Consider the following 21,694-nt stretch of genomic DNA (forward strand, 5'->3'; position numbering starts at 1 on the left):
CGACTTTATCGAATGGTCCGCGTTTGCCCTGATCGATCCCGTCCTCGGGCAGCCGACGGCGTCAGCCCGACCGCCCGGGCCGGCCGACGGTGTCAGCCCGACCCCGACGGTGTCAGCCCGACCGCCCGGGCCAGCCGACGGTACGACTCGCTCAGCGCCGCCCGGTCGTACGTGCTCGTGGTGACCAGTACCTCCTGCGCCCCGGTCTCCTTCACCGCCCGCTCCAGCGCCTCCGCCACCTGCTCCTCCGTGCCGTGCACGTGCCCGTCCAGCCCCGCCTCGTAGAAACCGCGCTGCTTCTCCGTCATCGGCAGCCCCTCGATCCGCTCGGGAGCGGCCAGCGGCGGGAAGACGCCGCGGGTCCGCGAGTACGCGAGCGACCAGGCCTCCGGGATCAGCAGCCGCCGGGCCTCCGCCTCGGTGGCGGCGACCGCGACCGTCCCGGCGACGGCCACGTACGGCTCGGCGGCCCACGGCGACGGGCGGAAGGCGGCGCGGTACGTGTCGACGGCCTTCAGGAGCCGGTCCCGGCCGCGCAGGTCACCGATGACCAGGGGCAGCCCGGCCTCCGCGGCGATCCCGGCGCCCTCCCCGGTCGCGAGCACGAACGGCGGCACCCGCAGGCCCTCGGCGGGCCGGGCGTGCACCTGCGGGTGCGCCGTCTGCTCGCCGGTGAACCAGCCGAGGAGCTCGGCGAGCTGTTCCCCGAACCGGTCGGCGTCGTCCTTGTCCCGGCCGAGCGCGCGGCGGACGCCGTCCGTGAAGCCCACCGAGCGGCCTATCCCCATGTCGATCCGGCCCGGGAAGAGGGACTCGAGCACACCGAACTGCTCGGCCACGACCAGCGGCCGGTGGTTCGGGAGCATCACCCCGCCCGTACCGACACGGACCGTGGAGGTCGCGGCGGCGACGGCGGCCGCGAGCACCGTGGGCGCGGAACCGGCGACGCCGGGCACGCCGTGGTGCTCCGACACCCAGAAACGGTGGTAGCCGAGGGCCTCCACCTCCCGGGCCAGGCGCACGGTGTCGCGCAGCGCCCGGGGAGCGTCCTCGCCCTCCCGGGTGCGGGAGCGGTCGAGGACGGAGAAGCGGATGCCGGCGGGGAAGGTACTCACGCAGGGTTCAAGGCGCTGGGGCGGGAGTGATTCCCCGGAGGCCGGCGAGGCGGGGGCCCGGCTGTGGTACGAACCCCGGGTACGCACCCCGCGACGGAGAGGAACTGGGAATGGACCACGACGCCACGAAGGGGCGGCCGGTCACGGCGGCGGAGCTGTTCGACGGCCTGGGGATCGAGTACGAACGCGCCTTCGTCCGGCTGCCGGCCCAGCTGGCGGCGATCGAGTGGCTCACCGCACGGCTCGGCGCGGGGGCGAAGGTCCTCGACGTCGGCAGCGGCACCGGCCGGCCGGTGGCCGACCTCCTGACGCGGGCCGGCTGCGAGGTGACCGGCATCGACGTGTCGGGCGAGATGGTCGCCCTCGCGCGGGCACAGGTGCCGGGGGCCCGCTTCGAGCAGTGCGACGTGCGGGCCTTCGAAGCGCCGGAGGGCCACTTCGACGCGGTGTGCGCGTTCTTCCCGCTGATGATGATGAGCCGCGCGGAGGCGGCGGCCAGTCTGCGGCGCATGGCCGGCTGGCTGGCGCCGGGCGGCTTCCTGGTGACGGCGACCGTGCCCGCGGACGTGGAGGACGTGGAGATCGTCTGGATGGAGCGCACGGTCAGGGTCTCCAGCTTCTCGGTGGAGGAGTACCTGCGGCTCCAGCGGGAGGAGTGCGGCCTGGAGGTGCTCCACCACGCGCTGTCGGTCTTCGCTCCGGAGGACGACCGCGCGGCCCCCGAGGACCACCTCTTCACCTACGCCCGCCGCCCGTCCCTCACGGAGGCCCCACGCGCCTGACGTATCGTCAAGTGACGCTGCATCAGTTATTGACGGTTCATCAGTCCGGTCACAGAATGCGGGCACCCGACGGAGGGATCCGCCCGTGCCTCGACCGTTGCGCGTCATCGCCGCCGCCTTCGCCCTGCTCCTCGTCACCGCCTGCAACTCCGCCTCCACCGGCGGAAGCACACCCTCCGCCGCACGCGGAGTCACCGCCGACACGATCAGGGTCGGTGGCATCGTCTCCATGACGACCGCCAGCGGCTACTCCAAGAAGGACACCGACCTCGGCGCGCGCGCCCGCTACGACCGGGCCAACGCCGAGGGCGGCATCAACGGACGGAGGATCGAGTACCTGGGCGCCGAGGACGACGGCCAGGACCCCGCCAGGAACCTCGCGGCGGCCCGCAAGCTGGTCCAGCAGGACAAGGTCTTCGCCGTCTCGCCCATGAGCTCGGTCACCTTCGCGGGAGCCGACTTCCTCGACGCCCAGAAGGTCCCCACGGTGGGCTGGGGCACGCTCCCCTCCTTCTGCGGACCCGCGCACCTCTACGGCTTCAACGGCTGCCTCGTCCCGATGCCCGGCGGCACCCTCAACCAGACCTGGCCCGAGGGCCTCGCGGCCGTCCTCGGCGGAGCCCGCGGCAAGTCCGTCGCGCTGATCGCCGGCGACAACGACGCCGGCAAGTTCGGCATCCGCACCTTCACCCGGGGCTTCAAGGCGGCCGGATTCCAGGTCCCGTACGCCAAGGCCGTGGTGCCCGCGACCTCGATGCCCAGCGACTGGTCGGCGTACACCAAGGAGATCCTCCGCTCCGGCCCCGGCGGCGCCGCACCCGACGCCGTGGTCTCCGTGATGCAGACGCCGTACAACATCGGCCTGTTCACCGCGCTCAAGCGGTCCGGCTACAAGGGCGTCATCTCCGACCCGACGGACTACGACCCCGGGCTGCTCGCGAAGGACGCGACGAAGCAGGCCCTCGACGGGGTGCACGTACTCCTGCAGTTCCAGCCCTTCGAGTCCGACAGCCCCGCCATGCGCCGGTTCAAGGCCGACATCAAGAAGGCCGCGGGCGGCAAGGACGTCCCCCTCAACATGCACATGATGACGGGCTACATGAGTGCCGACCTCTTCCTCTCCATCGCCGCGAAGGCGGGCAGGGACCTCACCGTCGACTCCTTCCAGAAGGCCGCCGAGGGCTTCTCCGACACCGGAACGCTCGTCGGCGACCGCGCCGAGCCCAAGGGGAAGAAGGAGAGCTTCGGCTGCGGCGCGCTCGTCCGGCTGAAGAACGGGCGGTACGAGGTGGCCGTGCCCTTCAGGTGCTACCCGCCGATCCCCTTCGGCTGAGGGGCGCGCCACGTGGGTGACCTGCTGGGCTTCGTCCTGAGCGGGCTGGTCTCGGGCGCGCTGTACGCGCTGCTCGCGACCGGCCTCGTGCTGTCCTACTCCGCCTCCGGCCTCTTCAACTTCGCGCACGGCGCCACCGCCTACCTCTGCGCCCTCGCGTTCCACGAACTCCGCTCCGGCTTCGGTTGGCCCGCCGTCCCCACCGCCCTGCTCCTGGTGTTCGTGGTGGCGCCCGGCCTCGGCCGGGGCCTGGACCGGCTGATGTTCAGGAAGCTGGCCGGCGTCGGCGAGACGGCGCAGATCGTCGCCACGATCGGTCTGCTCGTCGCGCTGCCCGCGGCCGGACTGTGGGGGGTCGAACTCCTGGAGCGGGCGGGCGCCCCGGTGAAGCCCGCCGAGAACCAGTTCGGCCTGCCGGGCGTCGGGCCGAGCCCCGCCGTGTCCTGGCAGCCGCTCGACGGCGTGGGCATCGACTCCGACCAGCTGATCACCTGGATCGCCACCGCCGTCGCGGCCGCCGGCCTGTGGGTCCTGATGCGGCACACGGCGCTCGGCCTGCGGCTGCGCGCGGCCGTCGACAACCGTGCGCTGACCGAGCTGCGGGGCATCAGCGCGGACCGGCTCTCCTCGATCGCGTGGATGCTGTCCTCCGGCCTCGCGGGCCTCGCCGGGGTCCTCGCGACCCCGCTGCTCGGGCTCTCCGCGCACGACTACACGCTGTTCCTCTTCGTCTCGGCGACCGCGGCGGTCCTCGGGCGCTTCGCGTCGGCGCCGCTCGCCTTCGCGGGCGGCCTCGGGCTCGGGGTGCTGCAGAACCTGGTGGCGGGGTACGCGTCGTTCGCCGAGGGCATCACCGGCTTCCGTACGGCCGTCCCGTTCCTCATCCTCTTCGCCGGTCTCGTCGTCCTGGGCCGGCGGCGCGGCCGCGCGGCGGGCACGGCGGCCGCGGACCCGCCGCCGGTGGAGTACCCCGGCGGGAAGGGGTGGGGCCGCCGCTGGGGCGCGTGGCTGACGGCCGGAGTGCTCCTCGGCACGGCCTTCTACACGGTCACCACGCCCTTCTGGAGCGGGATCCTGGCCCAGGGGCTCGCGATCGGGCTCGTGTTCATGTCGTTCACGGTCGTCACCGGTCTCGGCGCGATGGTGTCGCTGGCCCAGGCGACGTTCGTGACCGGCGCGGCCCTCGTCGCGGGCCTGCTGATGAGCCACGGCTGGCCCTTCGTCGCCGCGGCGGCGGCCGGCACGGCGGCCGCGGCCCTGCTCGGCGCGGTGGTCGCACTGCCCGCCCTGCGGCTCGGCGGCAGATCGCTGGCCCTGGCCACCCTGGCACTCGCGTTCCTCGCGGACCAGGTGCTCTTCCAGCTCGGATGGCTGCGCAACGGCGACACCGGCTGGGAGATCCCGCGACCGGTGGCCGGACCGCTGGACCTGGGCGACGACCGGGCGCTGGGGCTCGCTCTCGTGCTGCTCAGTGGCGTGCTCGTCGCGCTGCTCACCCGGCTGCGCGGCTCCCGCTGGGGCCGGGCCATGCTCGCGGTCCGCTCGGCACCGGAGGCCGCCGCGGCGTCGGGGGTGTCGGTGGTACGGACGAAGCTGCTGCTCTTCACGGTGTCGGCGGGCCTCGCGGGCTTCGGAGGGGTGCTCTACGCCTCGTACAACACCAGGATCACGGCCACGGACTTCACGGCGATGACGGGCCTGGTGTGGCTGGCGGTCGTGGTGGCGGCGGGCGTGCGCAGGCCGCAGTTCGCGGTGGTGGCGGGGCTCGTCTTCGCGGTGGTCCCGCACCTGATGACGGAGTACGTGACGGAGTCCGCGCATCTGCCGGTGATCCTCTTCGGCCTGGCGGGACTCGCGCTGGCGAACGACCCGGACGGGTACTGCGCGGCACTGCCGTCGCGACTGGCGGCACGGCGGGCCGCGAAGGCGGGGGCGGCGCGGGGGCGCTTGGCGGGGGCGGCGCGCGGGCCTCTGGCTGAGGCGGCGCGCGGGCCTCTGGCGGAGGCCGGCCCGGGGTCCGTTCCCCCACCCCGCCCCTTCCCGAAACCGGGGACCAGCCCCCGGACCCCCGGGGACGACGGCGACTTCGCGCCGCGGGGCGGTGCGGGAGACGGGACGGCGGAACCCGCCCCGCGAACGACGAAGCGGTACGTCGACGCCCCAGGCGCGACCCCGGAATCGCGCGGCGGGTCAGCTCCCGCCCTCGAACTGAGCGGCGTACACGCCGGGTACGGCGGCGCGGCGCCCGTGCTGCGCGGAGTGGATCTGACGGTGCGCGGCGGTGAGGTGCTGGTGCTGCTCGGGCCCAACGGCGCCGGGAAGTCCACCCTCTGCCGGGTCGCGGCGGGACTGCTCCGGCCGGCCGGCGGTCTCGTACGGGTACGGGGCGAGGACGCCACCCGCGACGCGGCGGTCGCCCGGGCGCGCCGCGGGGTGCGGCTGGCCCCCGAGGGGCGGGGCGTCTTCGCCGGACTCTCGATCGAGGAGAACCTGGCCCTCCAGCTGACGGGCGCCGAGGACCGCGAGGCCGTGTACGAGCGGTTCCCGGCGCTCGCCGCCCGACGTGCCGTCGCCGCCGGATCCCTGTCGGGCGGCGAGCAGCAGCTGCTCGCCCTCGCGCCGCTCCTCCAGCGACCGCCCGCGGTCCTCGTCGCCGACGAACCGTCGCTCGGTCTCGCGCCACGCGTCGTGGACGAGGTCTTCCGGCTCCTGACCGAACTCCGGTGCCGCGGAACCGCGTTGGTCCTCGTGGAGGAGAAGGCGGCCGAGGTGCTCGGGATCGCCGACACCGTCGCGTACCTGGCACAGGGCGAGATCACCTGGTCCGGGCCCCGGTCCGAGGTGGACCGGGACCGGCTCGCCGAGGCCTACCTGGGGACGGGAGTACGCCGATGAGCCGCACGCTGCTGCGCGCGAGCGGGATCGAGGTCAGCTTCGGCGGCGTCCACGCCCTGCGCGATGTGAGCGTCTCCGTCGGACCCGGTGAGATCTGCGGCCTCATCGGTCCGAACGGCGCGGGCAAGACGACGCTCTTCGACGTGCTGTCGGGGATGCGGCGGCCGGACGCGGGGACCATCGCGTACGACGGTACGGACATCACCCGCAGGTCCCCCGTCTGGCGGGCCCGGCACGGGATCCGCCGCACCTTCCAACGGCAGCAGCTCTTCGGCCAGTTGACGGTGGCGGACAATCTCGTCGTGGCGCTGGACCGGCGGGGCGGGGTACGGCCCGCGGCGCGCCGCCACCGGGAACGAGCGGCCGCCGTGCTGCACGAGTGCGGTATCGACGCGCTCGCCGGCTCGTACGCGGGCGGCCTGCCCGTCGGACAGGCCCGCATGGTCGAGCTGGCCCGCGCGCTCGCCGACCCGCCCCGGGTCCTGCTCCTCGACGAGCCCGCGTCCGGGACGACGGCCGACGAGCGGCGCAGACTGGCCGCCGTGATACGGCACATGGCCGACGAGGAGAACTGCGCGGTGCTGCTCGTCGAGCACAACGTGGCCTTCGTGATGGAACTGTGCTCACGCGTCGTCGTGCTCGACCTGGGCCGGGTCCTGGCCGAGGGGACGCCGGCCGAGGTCCACGCGGACCCGGCGGTGCGGGAGGCGTACCTCGGGGCGGGCCCGCGGAGTGGGGAGGAGCCGCCTGCGTGTGAAGTTTGAGTGGGGCGCTCCGTCCGCACACCATGAGGGCATGAGCCACGAATTCCAGACCCGCGTCCTCGACGTCACCACCGGGGGAGCGGAAACCGTCCACGACCTCACCCGGGAGTGCTCCTCCTTCCTGGCCGAGGTGGCACGGGGCAGGGACGGACTCCTGAACGTCTTCGCGCCGCACGCGACCACGGGTGTGGCGCTGATCGAGACGGGCGCGGGCAGCGACCGCGACCTTCTGTCCGCGCTGCACCACCTCCTCCCCGCGGACGAACGCTGGCAGCACCGCCATGGAAGCCCGGGCCACGGCCGCGACCACGTGCTGCCGGCCATCGTCCCGCCCCACGCGACGATCCCCGTGATCAACGGCGAAATGGCCCTGGGCACCTGGCAGTCGGTGTGCCTGGTGGACACCAACAAGGACAACGCGGACCGTCAGGTTCGCTTGTCGTTCCTCGGGTAGCGGCGCGGCGGGACCGCTTGCGGCGGGAGCCGGATTCCCCCGGCCGGTAGCCGGGGAATCCCCCAGGCCGCTCATACGCGCAGGCGCTCGGCGGGCGGGCGTCGGGGCGCGCTCGCCGCGGCGTCGGCCGGATCCGGTCGGTGCCTCTCGCGTCCCCCTCGTCTCGTGTCCAACTTCGCTGGCATCATGACGAGTTGGCGGTGAGGCGGGCGGCGGGGGAGGTGTCCGATCGGATGCGTGGATACGAGTACCGGGGTGCGGACGGCGACACGGCACGCTACGACAGTGCGACGGCGACCCGGCTCGCCCGCCGGGCCGTCGAGATGGCGGCGCCGCACGAGCTGGCGCAGTTTCCGATGACGGCCGAGGCCTTTCACCGGTCGTCCGCGCAGTACCGGCTGTGGCCGGTCCACCGGGACGAGCCGCTGGCGATCGGCCTCGAGGTGGTCGCCGCGGTCATCAGCACCGCGGCGCTCTCCGCCGCGGCCCAGGTCCTCAACCACCTCGCGCAGCAGTCCACCGCGGAGGCCGTGGACTCCACCCGGAACCGGCTGTTGCCGCGGCTGTTACGGCGCCGCGGTAGACAGGCCCTCGAACCCGCCGCCCCGCCCGTGGAGCCGGAGCGGCTGACCGCCGAGCAGCTGACCCGGCTGCGCGAGGTGGCCCGGCAGGCGGCGCTCCGGTGGCGGGTGCCCGAGCCGCAGGCGCAGGCGATCGCGGACGGGATCGTCGCCGAGCTCGCCACACTGACCCCGGTACGGCCGGACGCCGGAGAGCCGGGCGGGGAGGGGCCGGCCGAGGCCGCGCGGTGACGCGGCGCACGCCGGGACCGGCGGCGCCCGGCCGCCTCGGCCCCTTCACGCTTCCCTCCGGCACCTCCGTACGCTTCGCGCTGCTCATCGCCGCCATGGCCGCCGTCTCGGCCCTCCTGGTGAACGGCACCTCCTCCGTCCTCCTGTCCTCGGTGCGGTGGGAGGAGCTGCAGGAGTACCACGACTGCTACGCCCGGGCGACGGAGGAGGCCGCCCGTGAACGCGGATCCGCCACGGACATCCGCATCCCCACGGAGCTCGACATGGGCGACTGCCGGGACCCCCGCGCCGACACGAGCGGACTCGTCACCGCCGCCGTCTCGGCCGGCCTGATCCTCGCCCTCCTCGGCGCCTACATCGGCCTGCCCCGGCACCGGACCCGACGGCGCGGCTACCGCCCGCTCACCGGTATGCCCGAGCTCTCCGCCTATCTGGCGGGTCTGCTCCGCGAGACGGGCGTCCGCGCACCGGTCGGCTTCCTCGCCGAACCCCTGAACCCGGCGGTCCACGCCCTCGCCTTCGGGCACCTCGGACAGCGCCGGGTCGCCCTGAGCGGCGGGCTGCTCACCCTGTACTCGCTCGACCGGGCGGCGTTCCGGAGCATCGTCCTCCATGAACTGGCGCACATCCGCAACCGGGACCTCGACATCGCCTTCCTGACGCTCATCCTGTGGCGGGCGAGCATGCCGACCCTGGGCGTCCTGACCGTGGTCGCGGCCCCGGCGTCCCTGCTCCTGGGGGGCGCGCTGACGGGGGCGGTCCTGGCCTTCGCCGTCCAGTTCCCGCTCCTCGCCGCACTGGTGATCCTGCTCAGGAACGCGGTGCTGCGGAGCCGGGAGCTGTACGCCGACGCGCGCGTGACCGAGTGGGAGGGCTCGGCCGACGGCCTGCGCAGGCTGTTCGGCGCCGCTCCCGTCCGGGCGGGCGCCAAGACCGGCCGTGGTCTGCTGAGCGTCCACCCGCCGCTCGCCCGCAGAGCGCGGGCGCTGGCCGACCGGGGCGTCCTGTACGAGGTCGGCTTCTGGGACATGAGCGCGGTCGGGGCGGCGGGCGCCTTCCTGTACGACATGGTGCGGCTGGGGCCGATCGGCGGCGGCAGCCAGACCGGACCGATCACGGAGCTCGCCGCGACGGTCCTGTCCGGGGTCCTGGTGGTGGGCGCGGCGGGGACGGTGCTGTGGCAGGCGGCGACACACGCCCCTGGCTCCCTCACCCCGGCGCGGGTCCGGCGGGCCGGGCTCGGTCTGGGCCTCGGTCTTGGCGTGTTCCGGCTGCTGTCCTCGTCGATGGCCTTCAGCCTGGTGAGCGTGGGCGGCAAAGGGGCGTCGGCGGCCCTCCCGTACCTCGCCCTGACGAGTCTGTGCGGCTGGGCCCTCGTACGGTGGCTGGTACTGGTCGCCGGGGCGTGGGGGCCGGTCCTGGCCCGCAACCGCCGTCCGCGACGGGTGCTGTGGACGGTTCTCGCGGTGGCCGCGGCCGGAGTGCTCCCGACGGCCCACTTCCTGCTGACGCTGCCGCTGATGGTGCTGTACGCGGCGGCGTTCATCGCCCCGTCGCTGCCGGGCGCGGTCGTCTTCGTCGGCAGTGCGGGCGCACTGGCGTTCAGCAGGATCACATCACTGGTGGTGCCGGTGATGCTCACGGCCGTGGTGCTGCCGCTGCTGGGGCAGTACGTGTCGTGGCGTCCCGGCGCCCGGCACACCGTCACCGGCTTCGGCCCGCCGGGTCCGCCGCCCGGGGCCCTCGTCCGCTTCGGCGTCCTGGTGGCACCGGCGGCCGCGGTGTCGGCGCTGCTGGTCGTGTGGACCGGCGCCCCCGCCCCCGAGCTGATGGTGGTGGCGGTGCTGATGGCCGGCCAGGTGGCGGCGGCCTTCTGGGCGGGCGGGGGCCACGCGCCGCTGCCGCTCGCCCGGGGCGCCCTGGCCGCGTTCGGGGCGGGCCTGCTCGGCATGCTGGTCTTCGGCGTGCTGGCGAGGCTCGTGGGCTGCCTCGACCCGGGCCCCGACCCCTGCGCCCCGCTCCCCGGCGCGGCCCACCTCCGCCTGGCCCTCACGCTCGCCGCCGTGGGCACCCTGCCCGCCTGGGTGATCCACACGCTCGCCGTCCGGGCCGCCCGGGCCCGCCTGGCCCGCCGGGCCCGGACGCGGCGGCGGTGGTAGGGCGGGGGCTCAGCCGCAGCGACCGGTCGTGGGGCCGCTCAGCCGCGGCGGATCGGCGACCGGTCGTGGGGCCGCTCAGCCGCGGCGGATCGGCGACCGGTCGTGGGGCCGCTCAGCCGCGGCGGCCCGTCGCCGCCAGGGCGTCCTTGACCTCCTGCGCCACGCGGGCCGCGTCCTCGGGGTTGTTCACCACGTCGGTGTGGTTCATGTCGACGACGAGGACCTCGCTGGCCGAGTAGTGCTTGTGGACCCAGTCGTCGTAGCCCGACCACAGGATCCGGTAGTACTCGACGAGGCTCTCGTCCTGCTCGAAATCGCGCCCCCGCAGCCCGATGCGGTGCAGCACCGTCTCGAAGTCCGCCTTGAGGTAGACCATCAGATCGGGGGCCTTGCGGTACGGCAGGCCCTCGATCTCGCGCATCATCTCGTCGAGCAGCCCCTCGTACACCTGCATCTCGAGCGAGCTGATCCGGCCCAGGTCGTGGTTGACCTTGGCGAAGTACCAGTCCTCGTAGATGGAGCGGTCGAGCACGTTGTCGCCCTGCTTGTACGCCTCCTTGATGGCGGCGAACCGGGTCTGCAGGAAGTACAGCTGGAGCAGGAAGGGGTACCGCTTCGCCTCTATCTCCTCGGGGCTCGCCGAGTAGAAGAGCGGAAGGATCGGGTTGTCGTCGACGCTCTCGTAGAAGACGTCGCTGCCCAGTTCCTTGGCGAGGATCTCGGCCACACTCGTCTTGCCGATCCCGATCATGCCTCCGACGCAGATCACCGGCATACCTCACTTCTCCCTGGGGGTCTTCTGTTCCTGCCGTGGGCGGGGTGAACTGGGCTTCCCGCACCACTGAGACGCGCGCCGGTGGTCACACGATTCCCAGGATTCTCGTGATCGACGTCATGGAGACCGTCTGGCCCGAGACCCTGCGACAGGCCGCAGCCCCGCGGCCGCCCTGCATTTTAGATGACGATTTCGCCCCCTGATGGCCGGTGCACCGCCGTACCAGCTGGCTCCACGCGCGTGACGTACCGGACCTCGTCGGCCCCGGGGGACATCGCCGAGTGGGAGGAGGGGCCGCTCGACGTGTGTGCGACGGCGCCTCGCGCGGTCGGCTGCCGGTCGAGGACCGCTGCGTGGCGGACGGCCGGGGGGTGATCGACCCGGCCGGCGCCCACCCGGGCCGTGGCCTCATGCGCGTCCACGCACCTGCCCGGCCGACGCGGCCCCCCGCACCGGCTCAGCTTCCAGCGCCCCCGCGGAGAACGCCTCCCGTGGCTCCTAGGCTGGGCGCGTGACTTCGGACAACAGGCCCCTGGCCGTCTTCGACCTCGACAACACCCTGGCCGCGACCGCGCATCGCCAGCACTTCCTGGAGCGCAAGCCCAAGGACTGGGACGCCTTCTTCGCGGCGGCGCCGGACGACCCGCCGTTGGGGGAGGGGATCGCGCTGTGCCTGGAGGCGGCCGAGGAGTGCGAGGTGGTCTACCTCACGGGACGGCCGGAACGGTGCCGTCGGGCGACCCGTGAGTGGCTGGCCGAGCAGGGGCTCCCGGAGGGGGCCGTGCACATGCGGCGGAACCGTGACTTCCGGCCCGCCCGGGTGACCAAGGTGGAGATCCTGCGCCGCCTCGCCGCCGACCGCACGGTCAGGATGCTGGTCGACGACGACCTGGCGGTCTGCGACGCGGCGGAGGCTGCGGGCTTCCACGTCGTACGGGCCCGCTGGGCGGAGCCCTCCGAGGTGCTGAGGGAGGCTCAGGAGAAGGAGGGCCGCACCTGACGGGCCGCACCTGACGGGCCGTACCGGATGCCCTGCAGCCCCCCTGGCACCACCCGTATCAGATCAGGTCTCGTCCTCCAGGCGGAAGCCGACCTTCAGGCCGACCTGGTAGTGCTCGATCGCGCCGTCGACGAGATGGCCGCGTACCTGCGTCACCTCGAACCAGTCGAGTCCCCGCAGGGTCTGGGAGGCGCGTTCGATGCCGTTGCGGATGGCCTGGTCGACGCCCTCGGTGGACGTGCCGACGATCTCGGTGACGCGGTAGGTGTGATTCGACATGGGGGCCGAACTCCTCTCGGTGCGTTCCCTCCACGGTGCCCCAGGCCGCGTCGGCGCGCGACACGACGGGGGCCGGGCGACCGGCGGGTAACTACCGACGGTGAACGGGCGGATCGCCCGGCAGAGTGTCCAACGGGATGGTCAAGGACTTGACCATCCCGTTGGTCCAGACCAGAATCCAGGCCACATACCCGCGCGAACACCCCGTTCGGTCCCCCCATGCCGGGTCAGCTCCCCCTGCGCACGACCCTGTGCTGAGCCTGAGCAGAAGGTGACCCCTGTGAAGAATCGCCATCTGGCCTGCCCCCTGGCCGCCGCCACCGCGCTCGCACTCGCGGGCTGCGGGATGCTGCCCGGCGGGGACGGCGGGACGAAGACCGTGAACGTCTGGCTCATGCGGGACAGCGTCAGCGAGGACTTCCTCTCGCGTTTCACCGAGGCGTACGAGAAGGAGCACGCCGGGGTCGAGCTCGAGTTCACCATCCAGGAGTGGACCGGCATCGGGAAGAAGGTCACCGAGGCGATCCAGGGCTCCGGCGGCCCCGACGTCATCGAGGTGGGCAACACCCAGGTGGCCCAGTACGCCGACACCGACAAGCTCTTCGACCTCACCCTGGAGTCGGTCCGCGACCTCGGCAGCGAGGACTGGCTGCCGGGTCTGGCCGAGCCCGGAAGCATCGGCGGAGCCCAGTACGGCATCCCCTGGTACGCGGCCAACCGCATCGTCATCTACAACAAGGAGCTGTTCGAGGACGCCGGCCTCGACAAGCCGCCGGCCACCCGCGCCGAATGGCTCGACGACACCGAGAAGCTCAACAAGAACGGCTCCCAGGGCATCTACCTCGCCGGCCAGGACTGGTACACCCTCGCCGGCTTCATCTGGGACGAGGGCGGCGAACTCGCCGTCGACCGGGGCGGCCAGTGGACCGGCGCGCTCGACAGCCCGGCCGCCCAGCGCGGCATGGCCTTCTACAAGAAGCTCCAGGCCCTCGGCTCCGGCCCGAAGAACGCCGACGAGCAGACCCCGCCGCAGGCCGACGTCTTCGCCAAGGGCGACGTCGCCCAGCTCATCGCCACGCCCAGCGCCGTCGCCGCCATCCTCAAGGCCAACCCGGACCTCGAGGACAAGCTCGGCTACTTCCCGATACCCGGCAAGCAGGCCGGCAGGCCCTGCGCCGTCTTCACCGGCGGCTCGGACCTGATCATCCCGGAGAACGCGCCCGAGCGCGGCGCGGCCCTCGACGTCGTCAAGACGCTCGCCGGCGAGAAGTGGCAGACCGAACTCGCCCGCGCGATGGGCTACGTGCCGAACAAGAAGGGCCTCGCCTCCGTCGTCGCCGGCCAGGAGGCCACCGCCGTCATGGCGAAGGGCGCCGCACGCGGCAGGGCCACCCCCAACTCCCCGCAGTGGGCCGACGTCGAGGCCGACAACCCCATCAAGCCGTACATGACGGCCGTCCTCCAGGGCGAGGACCCCGTGAAGGCGGCCGAGGTCGCGTCGACCGCGATCACGGACACCCTCGCCGAATAGCATTCAGCGTTCGCACACCCGCGAGCCCCCGGACGGTCATGTCGAATCCAGCCGGCGACGGAAGAAGTAAGGGGCCGGGCCACCGCTCACGCGGCCCGGCGCCGCCCCTTCCCCTTCCGTCCGCCGGAGGAGCCCGCCATGTCGGCACCGACCCGCACGCTCGCCGTCCCCGCACCGACGCCCGCCCCCGCCGTCCCCGCCCAGCCGTCGGCCGCCGTCCCCGCACCGACGCCCGCCCCCGCCGTCCCCGCCCAGCCGTCGGCCGCCGTCCCCGCCCGGCCGCCGGCCGCCGCCGTCCCCGTACAGCCCCAGCCCGCCTCCGTCCCCGTAGCGCCCCGGAGCCCGGCCGAGCCGCAGCAGCCCACGCCCCGCTACGTCGTCGGTCTCGCCCGGGACCAGGAGGACGTCCGGGCCGCCCAGCGGCTGCGCCACCAGGTGTTCGCCGGCGAGATGGGCGCGCTGCTCGACGGTCCCGAGCCCGGCCTCGACAGCGACGCCTTCGACGCGTACTGCGAGCACCTCCTGGTACGGGAGGAGAGCACCGGCGAGATCGTCGGCACCTACCGGATCCTGCCGCCCGACCGGGCCGCCGTCGCCGGACGCCTGTACTCGGAGAGCGAGTTCGACCTCACCCGGCTCGCCCCCGTCCGCCACGACCTGGTGGAGGTCGGCCGCTCCTGCGTCCACCCCGCCCACCGCAACGGCGCCGTGATCGCCCTCATCTGGGCCGGTCTCGCCCGCTACATGACCCGCACCGGCCACAACTGGCTCGCCGGCTGCTGCTCGATCCCGCTCGCCGACGGCGGCACCCTCGCCGCCGCCACCTGGGACACCGTCAAGGCCAAGCACCTCGCCCCCGAGGAGTACTGGGTCACCCCGCACAAGCTGTGGAGCCCCGACGGCATCACCCGCCCCGCGGGCCGCACCGAGCTCCCGCCGCTGCTCCGCGGCTACCTCCGGCTCGGCGCCTGGGTCTGCGGCGCCCCCGCGCACGACCCCGACTTCGGCGTCGCCGACCTCTACGTCCTCCTCTCGCTGCGCCGCACCAACCCGCGCTACCTCAACCACTTCCTCTCGCTCGCCCCGGCACGGTGAACGGGTCCACGGCCCCGTCGCCGTGGCTCCCCACGGCGCCCTGCACCCCGGGGCACTGCTCCGCCCACCCGCCCGGCGGCGCCGAGCACCCGACGGAACGGGCCGGTGCCGTCCTCGCCGCGGCCCGGCTTGCCGCCGGGATCGGCACGGTCCTCCTCGGCGTCCTCCTCGCCCCGGCCACCGGGCTGCTCCCGGCGGCCGCCCGGCTCGCCCTGGTCCGTGGCTGGCTGCGGGCGGTGGTCCGCGCCTTCGGTGTGCGCGTACGGTACGAGGGGACGGCCGCCGCCCCCGACGGCCCACTGCTCGTCGTCGCCAACCACGTCTCCTGGCTGGACATCCCCCTGGTCGCCGCCGTACTGCCCGGCCGGATGGTCGCCAAGACCGAGGTACGCCGCTGGCCCGTCCTCGGCACGCTCGCCGCGCTCGGCGGCACCCTCTTCATCGACCGCGACCGGCTCAGATCCCTGCCCGGCACCGTACGGGCGATGTCCGGGGTGCTCGCCGGCGGGGGCCGGGTGGTCGTCTTCCCGGAGGGGTCGACCTGGTGCGGGCGGGCCCGGGGGCGCTTCCGTCCGGCCGCCTTCCAGGCCGCCCTGGACAGTGGTTGCGCGGTGCTGCCGGTACGGATCGACTACCGGCCCACCGGAGCCGCCGCGTACGTCGGGGACGACCCGCTGGGCGCGTCCCTGTGGCGGGTCGTCAGCGCACGGCGGATGGTGGCCGAAATTCAAATACTGGATCCGATATCCAGTATTCGGTATCTCGACCGCCGCGCCCTGGCCGCCGCGGCTCAGCGAGCCGTCGCCAGGGACAGCGCGAACCTGCCCTCGCCGTCCGTCCACCAGCGGGTCAGTTCCATATCCGCCGCCTCCAGCTCCTTCCGTACGCCGGCCTGACGGAACTTCGCCGACACCTCGGTCCGCAGCTCCTCGCCCGCCGCGAACGGCACCACGAGATCCAGCTCGGGGATCTTCACGGTCAGCGCGCGGCGGGCGCGCAGCCGCATCTCGATCCACTCCTGCTCGGCGTCCCACACGGCCACGTGGTCGAAGGCGGCCGGATCGGCGTCCGCGCCCAGCTCCCGGTCGATCACCGACAGCACGTTCTTGTTGAACTCGGCCGTGACGCCGGCCGCGTCGTCGTAGGCCGCCACGAGCGTGGCCTCGTCCTTCACCAGGTCCGTGCCGAGCAGCAGCGCGTCGCCCGGCATGAGCATGGCGCGGACCGAGCGCAGGAAGGTGCGCCGCTCGGCGGGGAGCAGATTGCCGATCGTGCCCCCGAGGAAGGCCACCAGACGCGGGCCCGGCGTCCCCGGCAGCGCGAGACCCCGGGTGAAGTCGGCGACGAGCGCGTGCACCGACAGGTCCGGCCGGTCCGCGAGCAGCGACTCGGCCGCCCCGACGAGCGCGGACTCGCTCACGTCCACCGGCACGTACGCGTCCAGGCCCGGAAGCAGCGCGTCGATCAGGAACCGGGTCTTCTCGGAGGAGCCGGAACCCAGCTCCACCAGCGTCCGCGCCCCGGTCGCGGCGGCGATCTCCGGCGCCCGCGCGACCAGGATCTCCCGCTCCGCGCGCGTGGGGTAGTACTCGGGCAGCCGGGTGATCTCCTCGAAGAGCTCGCTTCCCCGGGCGTCGTAGAACCACTTGGGCGGCAGCTCCTTGGGGGAGCGGGTCAGACCGTGGAGGACGTCGGCGCGCAGATCGGCGCCGGCGGCGTCCGCGGCGAGGGTGCGGGTCAGCTGGAACGGGCTCACGCGGACGGCTCCTTGAGCGGGGTGAGGGTGACATCGGCGCGGTCGGCGGTGACGAGCGTCCGCTCGGGCACCTCCCGCCAGCGCGGATCGTCGTCGTACGGTTCGGAGGCCACGGCCACCAGGCCGGGGCCCGACAGGTACCAGAGGCTGCTGCGCCAGGCGGTCGCGGCGATCCGCTCACCATCGGTGAGCAGCAGGTTCAGCCGGGAATCGGGCGCCGCGGCCGCGACCTCCCGCACGGTGTCGGCGAGCGCCGCGCCCGGCGCGTCCCCCGCCCGCAGCCGGTGCAGGACGAGCGCCCAGAGCAGCGCCGAGTCGGTGCGCGCCTCCAGACGCAGCAGCTCCCCGGCCGACAGCGCCCCGGCGAGCGCCGTGAGCGAGTCCGGCCAGCCCCCGACCGCACCGTTGTGGCTGAACAGCCACGGCCCGGAGGCGAACGGCGCCGCCGCCGCCTCCCCGTCGGCGCCGGGGAGCGTGGCCCCGCGGACCGCCCCGAGGAACGCCCGGGAGCGCACCACCCGGGCGAGGTCCGCGAAGGACAGGTCGCCCCAGATCGGGCCGGTCCGCCGGTACCGCGCCGGCACCGGATCCCCCTCGGCGTACCAGCCGACGCCGAAGCCGTCGGCGTTCACGACGCCGCTGTCCTGCGTACGGGGTTCCCAGGACTGGCGCAGCAGGGCGTGCGGTGGTCGGACCAGCAGTTCTCCCAGCGCCACCGGCCCGCCCACGTACGCCACATGACGGCACATCAGTCCAGCTCCGCGGTCCGCGCCGTCCGGAAGCCGGAGAAGATCTGGCGCCGCACCGGCAGGTCCCAGTTGCGGAAGGTGCCCCGGCAGGCGACCGGGTCCACCGCGAACGAACCGCCCCTCAGCACCTTGTACTCCGGCCCGAAGAACACCTCCGAGTACTCCTTGTACGGGAAGGCCGTGAACCCCGGGTACGGCAGGAAGTCGCTCGCCGTCCACTCCCACACCTCACCGATCAGCTGCCGTACGCCGAGGGGCGAGGCGCCCGCCGGGTAGCTGCCCGCTGGGGCGGGCCGCAGGTGCCGCTGCCCGAGGTTCGCGTGCTCGGGACCCGGATCGGCGTCGCCCCACGGGTAGCGGCGGGAGCGCCCGGAGACCGGGTCGTGCCGGGCGGCCTTCTCCCACTCCGCCTCGGTCGGCAGCCGCCGCCCGGCCCAGCGGGCATAGGCGTCCGCCTCGTACCAGCTGACGTGCAGGACGGGCTCCTCCTCGGGGACCGGCTCCGTCACCCCGAACCGGCGGCGCAGCCACTGCCCGCCGTCCTTGCGCCAGAACAGCGGGGCGCCGATGCCGTGCTCCCGGATCTGCGCCCAGCCCTCCGGCCGCCACCAGCGCCGCTCGGTGTAGCCGCCGTCGGCGATGAACGCGAGGTACGAGCCGTTCGTGACGGGCGTCGTGTCGATGTGGAAGGCGGGGACGACCCGGGCGTGCGCGGGGCGCTCGTTGTCCAGGGCCCACGGCTCGTCCGAGGTCCCCATGGTGAACGGGCCGCCGGGGACCAGGACTTCGCTGGGCAGCGGACCGGACCGCAGCGCCGGCGGCGGGGGAGCGGTCAGGGCCGCCGGCCCCTTCCGCAGCTGATGGGTGATCAGCATCGTCTCGTCGTGCTGCTGCTCGTGCTGGGCGATCATGCCGAACGCGAAGCCCGCGTCGAGCAGCGGGCGGCCCTCGAGCGGCGTCCGTTCGAGCACGTCGAGAACCCGGATCCGGACGTCCGCCGCGTAGCGGCGGGCCTCGACCGGCGAGAGCAGCGGCAGCGAGGGGCGGGCGGCGCGGGGGTGCTGGAAGGCGTCGTACAGCGAGTCGATCTCCGGCCGCAGCGCCTCGCGCCCCGCTACGGCCCGCCACAGCCACTGCTCCTCCTGGTTGCCGACGTGCGCCAGGTCCCAGACCAGTGGCGACATCAACGGCGAGTGCTGCGCGGTGAGTTCGGAGTCCTCCACGCAGGAGGTCAGGAGCGCGGTGCGCTCCCGCGCGGTGATCAGGGCGTCGAGGGCCTGCCGCCGCAAGGCCTCGGGTCCCGCCCCCGTCTCGGTCGCGGTCATGACGTCACCACCTGGAGGAGGTCGGCCGGGCAGCTCCCGGGAATCACATACCGCTCGTGGAAGGCCGCGACCGCACGCCGCACCTCCTCGCTCGCCCCGATCCGGGGCAGCGCGTCGAGCGCGGCGGAGAACACCGCACGGGCGGCGGCGTGCAGCTCCGGATCGGCGAGACCGTCACGGGCCGCCGCCAGCCAGAGCGGATTGCGCGGGGCCGGGCCGGAACCCGCCTGCTCCGCGAGGGGCTTCACCGCCCGGTACGCGGTCTCCGCCGCCTCCGGGTCGTCGAACACGGCCGTCGTCACCGCCACCGGCACCATCCAGCCGTCCGCGCCCGGCTGCGCGTCCACCATCCGCAGCTCCAGATGGCCGCGCGGCCGCACCGGCGGGAACAGGGTCGTCATGTGATAGCGCAGATCGTCGGCGTCGGCCGGACGGGGGAGACCCGACCGCAGCCACTCCCGGAACGTCAGCCCCTCCGGCACCGCCCACGGGCCCTCCTCGGCCCGTACGCACATCACCGGGGTGTCCAGGACGTGCGCCGCCCACTCCGCGCGCGGCTCCCCGTCCGGCGAGGGCGCGAGCGCCCGCCGCGGGTCGAGATCCGTCCACAGGGCCTGCCGCGTCGACCGCCAGCCGGTGCGGCGGCCGCCGTGCACCGGCGAGTTGGCGAAGGCGGCCACGAGCACCGCGCCGAGCAGATGGGCGAGCTGCCAGCGCCGGTGGTAACCGAGCGGACCCGGCTCCTCGAAGCCGGCGTCCAGGCAGATCTGCACCGAGGCCGAGTCGCACATCATCGCCCGTCCGGCGGGCCCGGTCCGGTCGAGAACGGTCTCCATCGCGTCGTACCGCGGCTCGTGGAGCACCCGGCCGCGCGGCGCGTGCCAGGGATCCACCCCGTATCCGCTGAGGGTCAGGCCGAGCGGCCCGAGCGCCGCCCGCACCGCGCCCAGGTCGGCGGCGAGCGAGTCGAGGCACTCCATGAGGGAGCCGGCCGGGCGCGAGCTGAGCTCCAGCTGCCCGCCGGGTTCGAACGTGAGGGCCGACACCAGGGGCAGGGCCCGTACGGTGTCCAGCGCGGCCGCGAGCCTCGGGGGCCGTACGGGGAGGCGGGGGTCGCGCAGCTCGTGCACGAGCCACTCCAGCTCGACCCCCACCGTGCGGGGCGGGCCGGTCTTGAAGCAGATACATCGCAGCAGGTCCTCCGCCTCCGCCTCGGTGAGAGGGGGGCCGCCACGCGGTATGCCGCTCGGCGACATCCGTGCACCTCCTGGTCCTCGGGGTCGAGCTGCTGCTTCCACCTAAAGCCACCTCGGGGCGGCGTGCAAGAGCGCCCCCGGAGGCACGCACGCGCCCCCTGTGCCCCCGCTTGTCCGAAATCCCCCGCAGTCCCGGAAAACCCTTTGTCCCCACGGGGGCGAAACGATCATTCTGAGGACATGAGTGCACGACTGCGCGAGATCGCGCGGCAGACCGAGGTGATCGTTGCTGCGGGCCACTACCGCGCCCCCGACGGCCGCACGGTCTCCCTGGCCGAAGACCTGGCCGCGGCCCTGGCCGGAACCCGGCTCCACGGTCCCGAGCCCGTCCCGGTCACCCCGGACACCGACCGGACGCCCACCCTCACCGTCACCGGCGAGAGCAGCCTCGCGGCCGCCCGCCGCATGTGGCGCACCGACCCGGACGCGCCGGTCGCCGTCCTGAACTTCGCCTCGGCCCGCAACCCGGGCGGCGGCTACCTCAACGGCGCCCAGGCCCAGGAGGAGGCCCTCTGCCGGTCCTCCGCCCTCCACGCCACCCTGCTGCGCGCCCCCGACTACTACGCCCACCACCGCGCCGAGCGTGACGCCTTCTACACCGACCGGGTCATCCACTCGCCCCGGGTCCCGGTCTTCCGCGACGACCGCGGCGCGCTGCTCGCCGAGCCCTTCACGGTCGGCTTCCTCACCGCGCCCGCGCCCAACGCGGGCGTCGTCCGGCGGCAGACCCCCCGGCTCGCCGCGCGCGTACCGGCCGTCCTCGCCTCCCGCGCGGAACGCGTCCTGGAGACGGCCGCCGCGGCCGGCTACCGACGGCTCGTCCTCGGCGCCTGGGGCTGCGGCGTCTTCCAGAACGACCCGGCCGAGGTCGCGGGCGCCTTCAAGACCCTCCTCACCGCCGAAGGCCGCTTCGCGGGCCACTTCGAGGAACTCGTCTTCGCGATCCTGGACCGGGCGCAGGGCACCCCGACGCTGGCAGCGTTCCAACGGGTCCTGGCCGGAAACGCCTGACACACCCCGTTGCGGGCATGCGTTCCGCAAGGGGCGATTGCCCACACGGGGGCGGACCGGGGCACCGCCCCGACGGGGGCGCGGGGTCCGCACGGGGCTCTGACATGCGGGTCTTCCGAGCCCGTGCCAGGCTGAGGGGAACGGACCACCGTCCGACACCCGTCACGGGAGGCACGATCGTGGGCAAGAAACAGACCCGGACGAACCGGGGAGCCCGTACCGGCGGCCATGAGCACCGCACCGAGGCGGCCGCGAAGGAGAAGAGCGCGCCGACCCCCACGAGAGACGTGGCACCGACATCCCTCGTCGAGCACGCGTCCCACCGCAAGGAACGCAAGTTCGGCCACAACTGACAGGGCGGCTGCCGGAATGCCCTCCGAGCTGGGCATTCCATGAGCGGCATCTACGGCGGGGCACATTCAGGGCACATCCCGGATGGCCTCGCCGAATCATTGCTGCACCACGTCCCGCGGGGTGTCGTCCTCGTGGGGAAGCAGGTGCGCGTACGTTTTCCACCGCGACGGCCACCGTCGCCGAGGCTCGCTGCGACTGCTTTCGGACCCTTTCCGTTTCAGGCGGAGGAATCGGTTCCGCCAAGCCGAG

20 protein-coding genes are annotated in these 21,694 nt (G+C 73.8%); 13 read left to right on the forward strand and 7 right to left on the reverse strand.

Annotated elements, in window-relative coordinates; genetic code table 11:
• Positions 1-92: 92 nt before the first annotated feature.
• Positions 93-1,115, reverse strand: a complete 1,023-nt coding sequence (locus tag ABT041_RS04090; protein WP_351178577.1) for an MsnO8 family LLM class oxidoreductase — start codon at positions 1,113-1,115, stop codon at positions 93-95.
• A gap of 110 nt (positions 1,116-1,225) precedes the next feature.
• Here ABT041_RS04090 and ABT041_RS04095 point away from each other — a divergent pair, with 110 nt between their 5' ends.
• The 7 genes from ABT041_RS04095 (at position 1,226) to ABT041_RS04125 (ending at position 10,314) form a co-directional block, all read left to right on the forward strand.
• Positions 1,226-1,897, forward strand: a complete 672-nt coding sequence (locus ABT041_RS04095) for a class I SAM-dependent methyltransferase (protein ID WP_351178580.1) — start codon at positions 1,226-1,228, stop codon at positions 1,895-1,897.
• 85 nt (positions 1,898-1,982) lie between these two features.
• A complete protein-coding gene (locus ABT041_RS04100) occupies positions 1,983-3,230 on the forward strand; it encodes an ABC transporter substrate-binding protein (RefSeq protein ID WP_351178583.1) in 1,248 nt (415 codons plus the stop codon).
• A 12-nt stretch (positions 3,231-3,242) separates the two neighbouring features.
• Complete coding sequence (locus ABT041_RS04105) at positions 3,243-6,125, forward strand: ABC transporter permease subunit (protein ID WP_351178586.1); 2,883 nt, start codon at positions 3,243-3,245, stop codon at positions 6,123-6,125.
• Complete coding sequence (locus ABT041_RS04110; protein WP_351178589.1) at positions 6,122-6,889, forward strand: ABC transporter ATP-binding protein; 768 nt, start codon at positions 6,122-6,124, stop codon at positions 6,887-6,889. Before ABT041_RS04105 ends, ABT041_RS04110 begins: the two co-directional genes overlap by 4 nt.
• A 31-nt stretch (positions 6,890-6,920) precedes the next feature.
• Positions 6,921-7,343 (forward strand): secondary thiamine-phosphate synthase enzyme YjbQ, encoded by a 423-nt coding sequence (locus tag ABT041_RS04115; RefSeq protein ID WP_351178592.1) that lies wholly within the window; start codon positions 6,921-6,923, stop codon positions 7,341-7,343.
• Between the two features lie 233 nt (positions 7,344-7,576).
• On the forward strand, positions 7,577-8,155 hold the full coding sequence (locus tag ABT041_RS04120) for a hypothetical protein (RefSeq protein WP_351178595.1): 579 nt from the start codon (positions 7,577-7,579) through the stop codon (positions 8,153-8,155).
• A complete protein-coding gene (locus tag ABT041_RS04125) occupies positions 8,152-10,314 on the forward strand; it encodes a M48 family metalloprotease (RefSeq protein WP_351178598.1) in 2,163 nt (720 codons plus the stop codon). Before ABT041_RS04120 ends, ABT041_RS04125 begins: the two co-directional genes overlap by 4 nt.
• Before the next feature lie 112 nt (positions 10,315-10,426).
• Here the strand turns inward: ABT041_RS04125 and ABT041_RS04130 are convergent, their stop codons facing one another.
• Positions 10,427-11,089: a deoxynucleoside kinase gene (locus ABT041_RS04130; protein ID WP_351178601.1), complete on the reverse strand. Its 663-nt coding sequence runs from the start codon at positions 11,087-11,089 to the stop codon at positions 10,427-10,429.
• A gap of 511 nt (positions 11,090-11,600) precedes the next feature.
• Here ABT041_RS04130 and ABT041_RS04135 point away from each other — a divergent pair.
• A complete protein-coding gene (locus ABT041_RS04135) occupies positions 11,601-12,089 on the forward strand; it encodes a phosphatase domain-containing protein (protein WP_351178604.1) in 489 nt (162 codons plus the stop codon).
• Positions 12,090-12,152: 63 nt separating this feature from the next.
• On the opposite strand, the gene ABT041_RS04140 is transcribed toward ABT041_RS04135, so the two are convergent.
• A complete protein-coding gene (locus ABT041_RS04140) occupies positions 12,153-12,368 on the reverse strand; it encodes a dodecin (protein WP_030219873.1) in 216 nt (71 codons plus the stop codon).
• Positions 12,369-12,648: 280 nt separating this feature from the next.
• Here ABT041_RS04140 and ABT041_RS04145 point away from each other — a divergent pair, with 280 nt between their 5' ends.
• The 3 genes from ABT041_RS04145 to ABT041_RS04155 all read left to right on the forward strand — a co-directional run bounded on the left by ABT041_RS04145 (position 12,649) and on the right by ABT041_RS04155 (position 15,890).
• Positions 12,649-13,899 (forward strand): extracellular solute-binding protein, encoded by a 1,251-nt coding sequence (locus tag ABT041_RS04145; RefSeq protein WP_351178607.1) that lies wholly within the window; start codon positions 12,649-12,651, stop codon positions 13,897-13,899.
• Between the two features lie 138 nt (positions 13,900-14,037).
• Entirely contained in the window at positions 14,038-14,994 is a 957-nt protein-coding gene (locus ABT041_RS04150) for a GNAT family N-acetyltransferase (RefSeq protein ID WP_351178610.1), read from the forward strand.
• Complete coding sequence (locus ABT041_RS04155) at positions 14,991-15,890, forward strand: lysophospholipid acyltransferase family protein (protein ID WP_351178613.1); 900 nt, start codon at positions 14,991-14,993, stop codon at positions 15,888-15,890. Before ABT041_RS04150 ends, ABT041_RS04155 begins: the two co-directional genes overlap by 4 nt.
• Here the strand turns inward: ABT041_RS04155 and egtD are convergent.
• From egtD to egtA, 4 genes are read right to left on the reverse strand one after another with little or no spacing between them, the layout of a single operon-like run.
• Positions 15,785-16,750, reverse strand: a complete 966-nt coding sequence (egtD, locus tag ABT041_RS04160) for an L-histidine N(alpha)-methyltransferase (protein ID WP_351178616.1) — start codon at positions 16,748-16,750, stop codon at positions 15,785-15,787. The two genes, ABT041_RS04155 and egtD, sit on opposite strands and share 106 nt — an antisense overlap.
• Positions 16,747-17,499 carry an ergothioneine biosynthesis protein EgtC gene (gene egtC / locus ABT041_RS04165; protein ID WP_351178619.1) on the reverse strand — a complete coding sequence of 251 codons (753 nt, stop codon included), beginning with the start codon at positions 17,497-17,499 and terminating at the stop codon, positions 16,747-16,749. The genes egtD and egtC overlap by 4 nt, the downstream gene beginning before the upstream one ends.
• The gene (egtB, locus tag ABT041_RS04170) at positions 17,499-18,824 is read right to left on the reverse strand and encodes an ergothioneine biosynthesis protein EgtB (protein WP_351178622.1); all 1,326 of its coding nucleotides are present in this window, start codon (positions 18,822-18,824) and stop codon (positions 17,499-17,501) included. Before egtB ends, egtC begins: the two co-directional genes overlap by 1 nt.
• Positions 18,821-20,080: an ergothioneine biosynthesis glutamate--cysteine ligase EgtA gene (egtA, locus tag ABT041_RS04175; RefSeq protein WP_351178625.1), complete on the reverse strand. Its 1,260-nt coding sequence runs from the start codon at positions 20,078-20,080 to the stop codon at positions 18,821-18,823. Before egtA ends, egtB begins: the two co-directional genes overlap by 4 nt.
• A gap of 180 nt (positions 20,081-20,260) precedes the next feature.
• On the opposite strand from egtA, the gene ABT041_RS04180 reads away from it, so the two are divergent.
• Positions 20,261-21,091, forward strand: coding sequence for a TIGR02452 family protein (locus ABT041_RS04180; RefSeq protein WP_351178628.1), 831 nt, complete (start codon positions 20,261-20,263; stop codon positions 21,089-21,091).
• Between the two features lie 179 nt (positions 21,092-21,270).
• Complete coding sequence (locus ABT041_RS04185; RefSeq protein ID WP_167352222.1) at positions 21,271-21,444, forward strand: hypothetical protein; 174 nt, start codon at positions 21,271-21,273, stop codon at positions 21,442-21,444.
• Positions 21,445-21,694: the final 250 nt, after the last annotated feature.

It is taken from the genome of Streptomyces sp. NPDC002825, assembly GCF_040295385.1.
In the GTDB taxonomy this organism is placed as follows: Bacteria; Actinomycetota; Actinomycetes; order Streptomycetales; family Streptomycetaceae; genus Streptomyces.

What these genes read in the sequence shown, in the direction of transcription:
- ABT041_RS04095 (WP_351178580.1), top strand. Translation starts at nt 1,226, where the DNA reads ATGGACCACGACGCCACGAAGGGGCGGCCGGTCACGGCGGCGGAGCTG.
- ABT041_RS04110 (WP_351178589.1), top strand. Translation starts at nt 6,122, where the DNA reads ATGAGCCGCACGCTGCTGCGCGCGAGCGGGATCGAGGTCAGCTTCGGC.
- ABT041_RS04115 (WP_351178592.1), top strand. Translation starts at nt 6,921, where the DNA reads ATGAGCCACGAATTCCAGACCCGCGTCCTCGACGTCACCACCGGGGGA.
- ABT041_RS04120 (WP_351178595.1), top strand. Translation starts at nt 7,577, where the DNA reads ATGCGTGGATACGAGTACCGGGGTGCGGACGGCGACACGGCACGCTAC.
- ABT041_RS04130 (WP_351178601.1), bottom strand. Translation starts at nt 11,089, where the DNA reads ATGCCGGTGATCTGCGTCGGAGGCATGATCGGGATCGGCAAGACGAGT.
- ABT041_RS04140 (WP_030219873.1), bottom strand. Translation starts at nt 12,368, where the DNA reads ATGTCGAATCACACCTACCGCGTCACCGAGATCGTCGGCACGTCCACC.
- ABT041_RS04150 (WP_351178610.1), top strand. Translation starts at nt 14,038, where the DNA reads ATGTCGGCACCGACCCGCACGCTCGCCGTCCCCGCACCGACGCCCGCC.
- egtC (WP_351178619.1), bottom strand. Translation starts at nt 17,499, where the DNA reads ATGTGCCGTCATGTGGCGTACGTGGGCGGGCCGGTGGCGCTGGGAGAA.
- egtB (WP_351178622.1), bottom strand. Translation starts at nt 18,824, where the DNA reads ATGACCGCGACCGAGACGGGGGCGGGACCCGAGGCCTTGCGGCGGCAG.
- egtA (WP_351178625.1), bottom strand. Translation starts at nt 20,080, where the DNA reads ATGTCGCCGAGCGGCATACCGCGTGGCGGCCCCCCTCTCACCGAGGCG.
- ABT041_RS04180 (WP_351178628.1), top strand. Translation starts at nt 20,261, where the DNA reads ATGAGTGCACGACTGCGCGAGATCGCGCGGCAGACCGAGGTGATCGTT.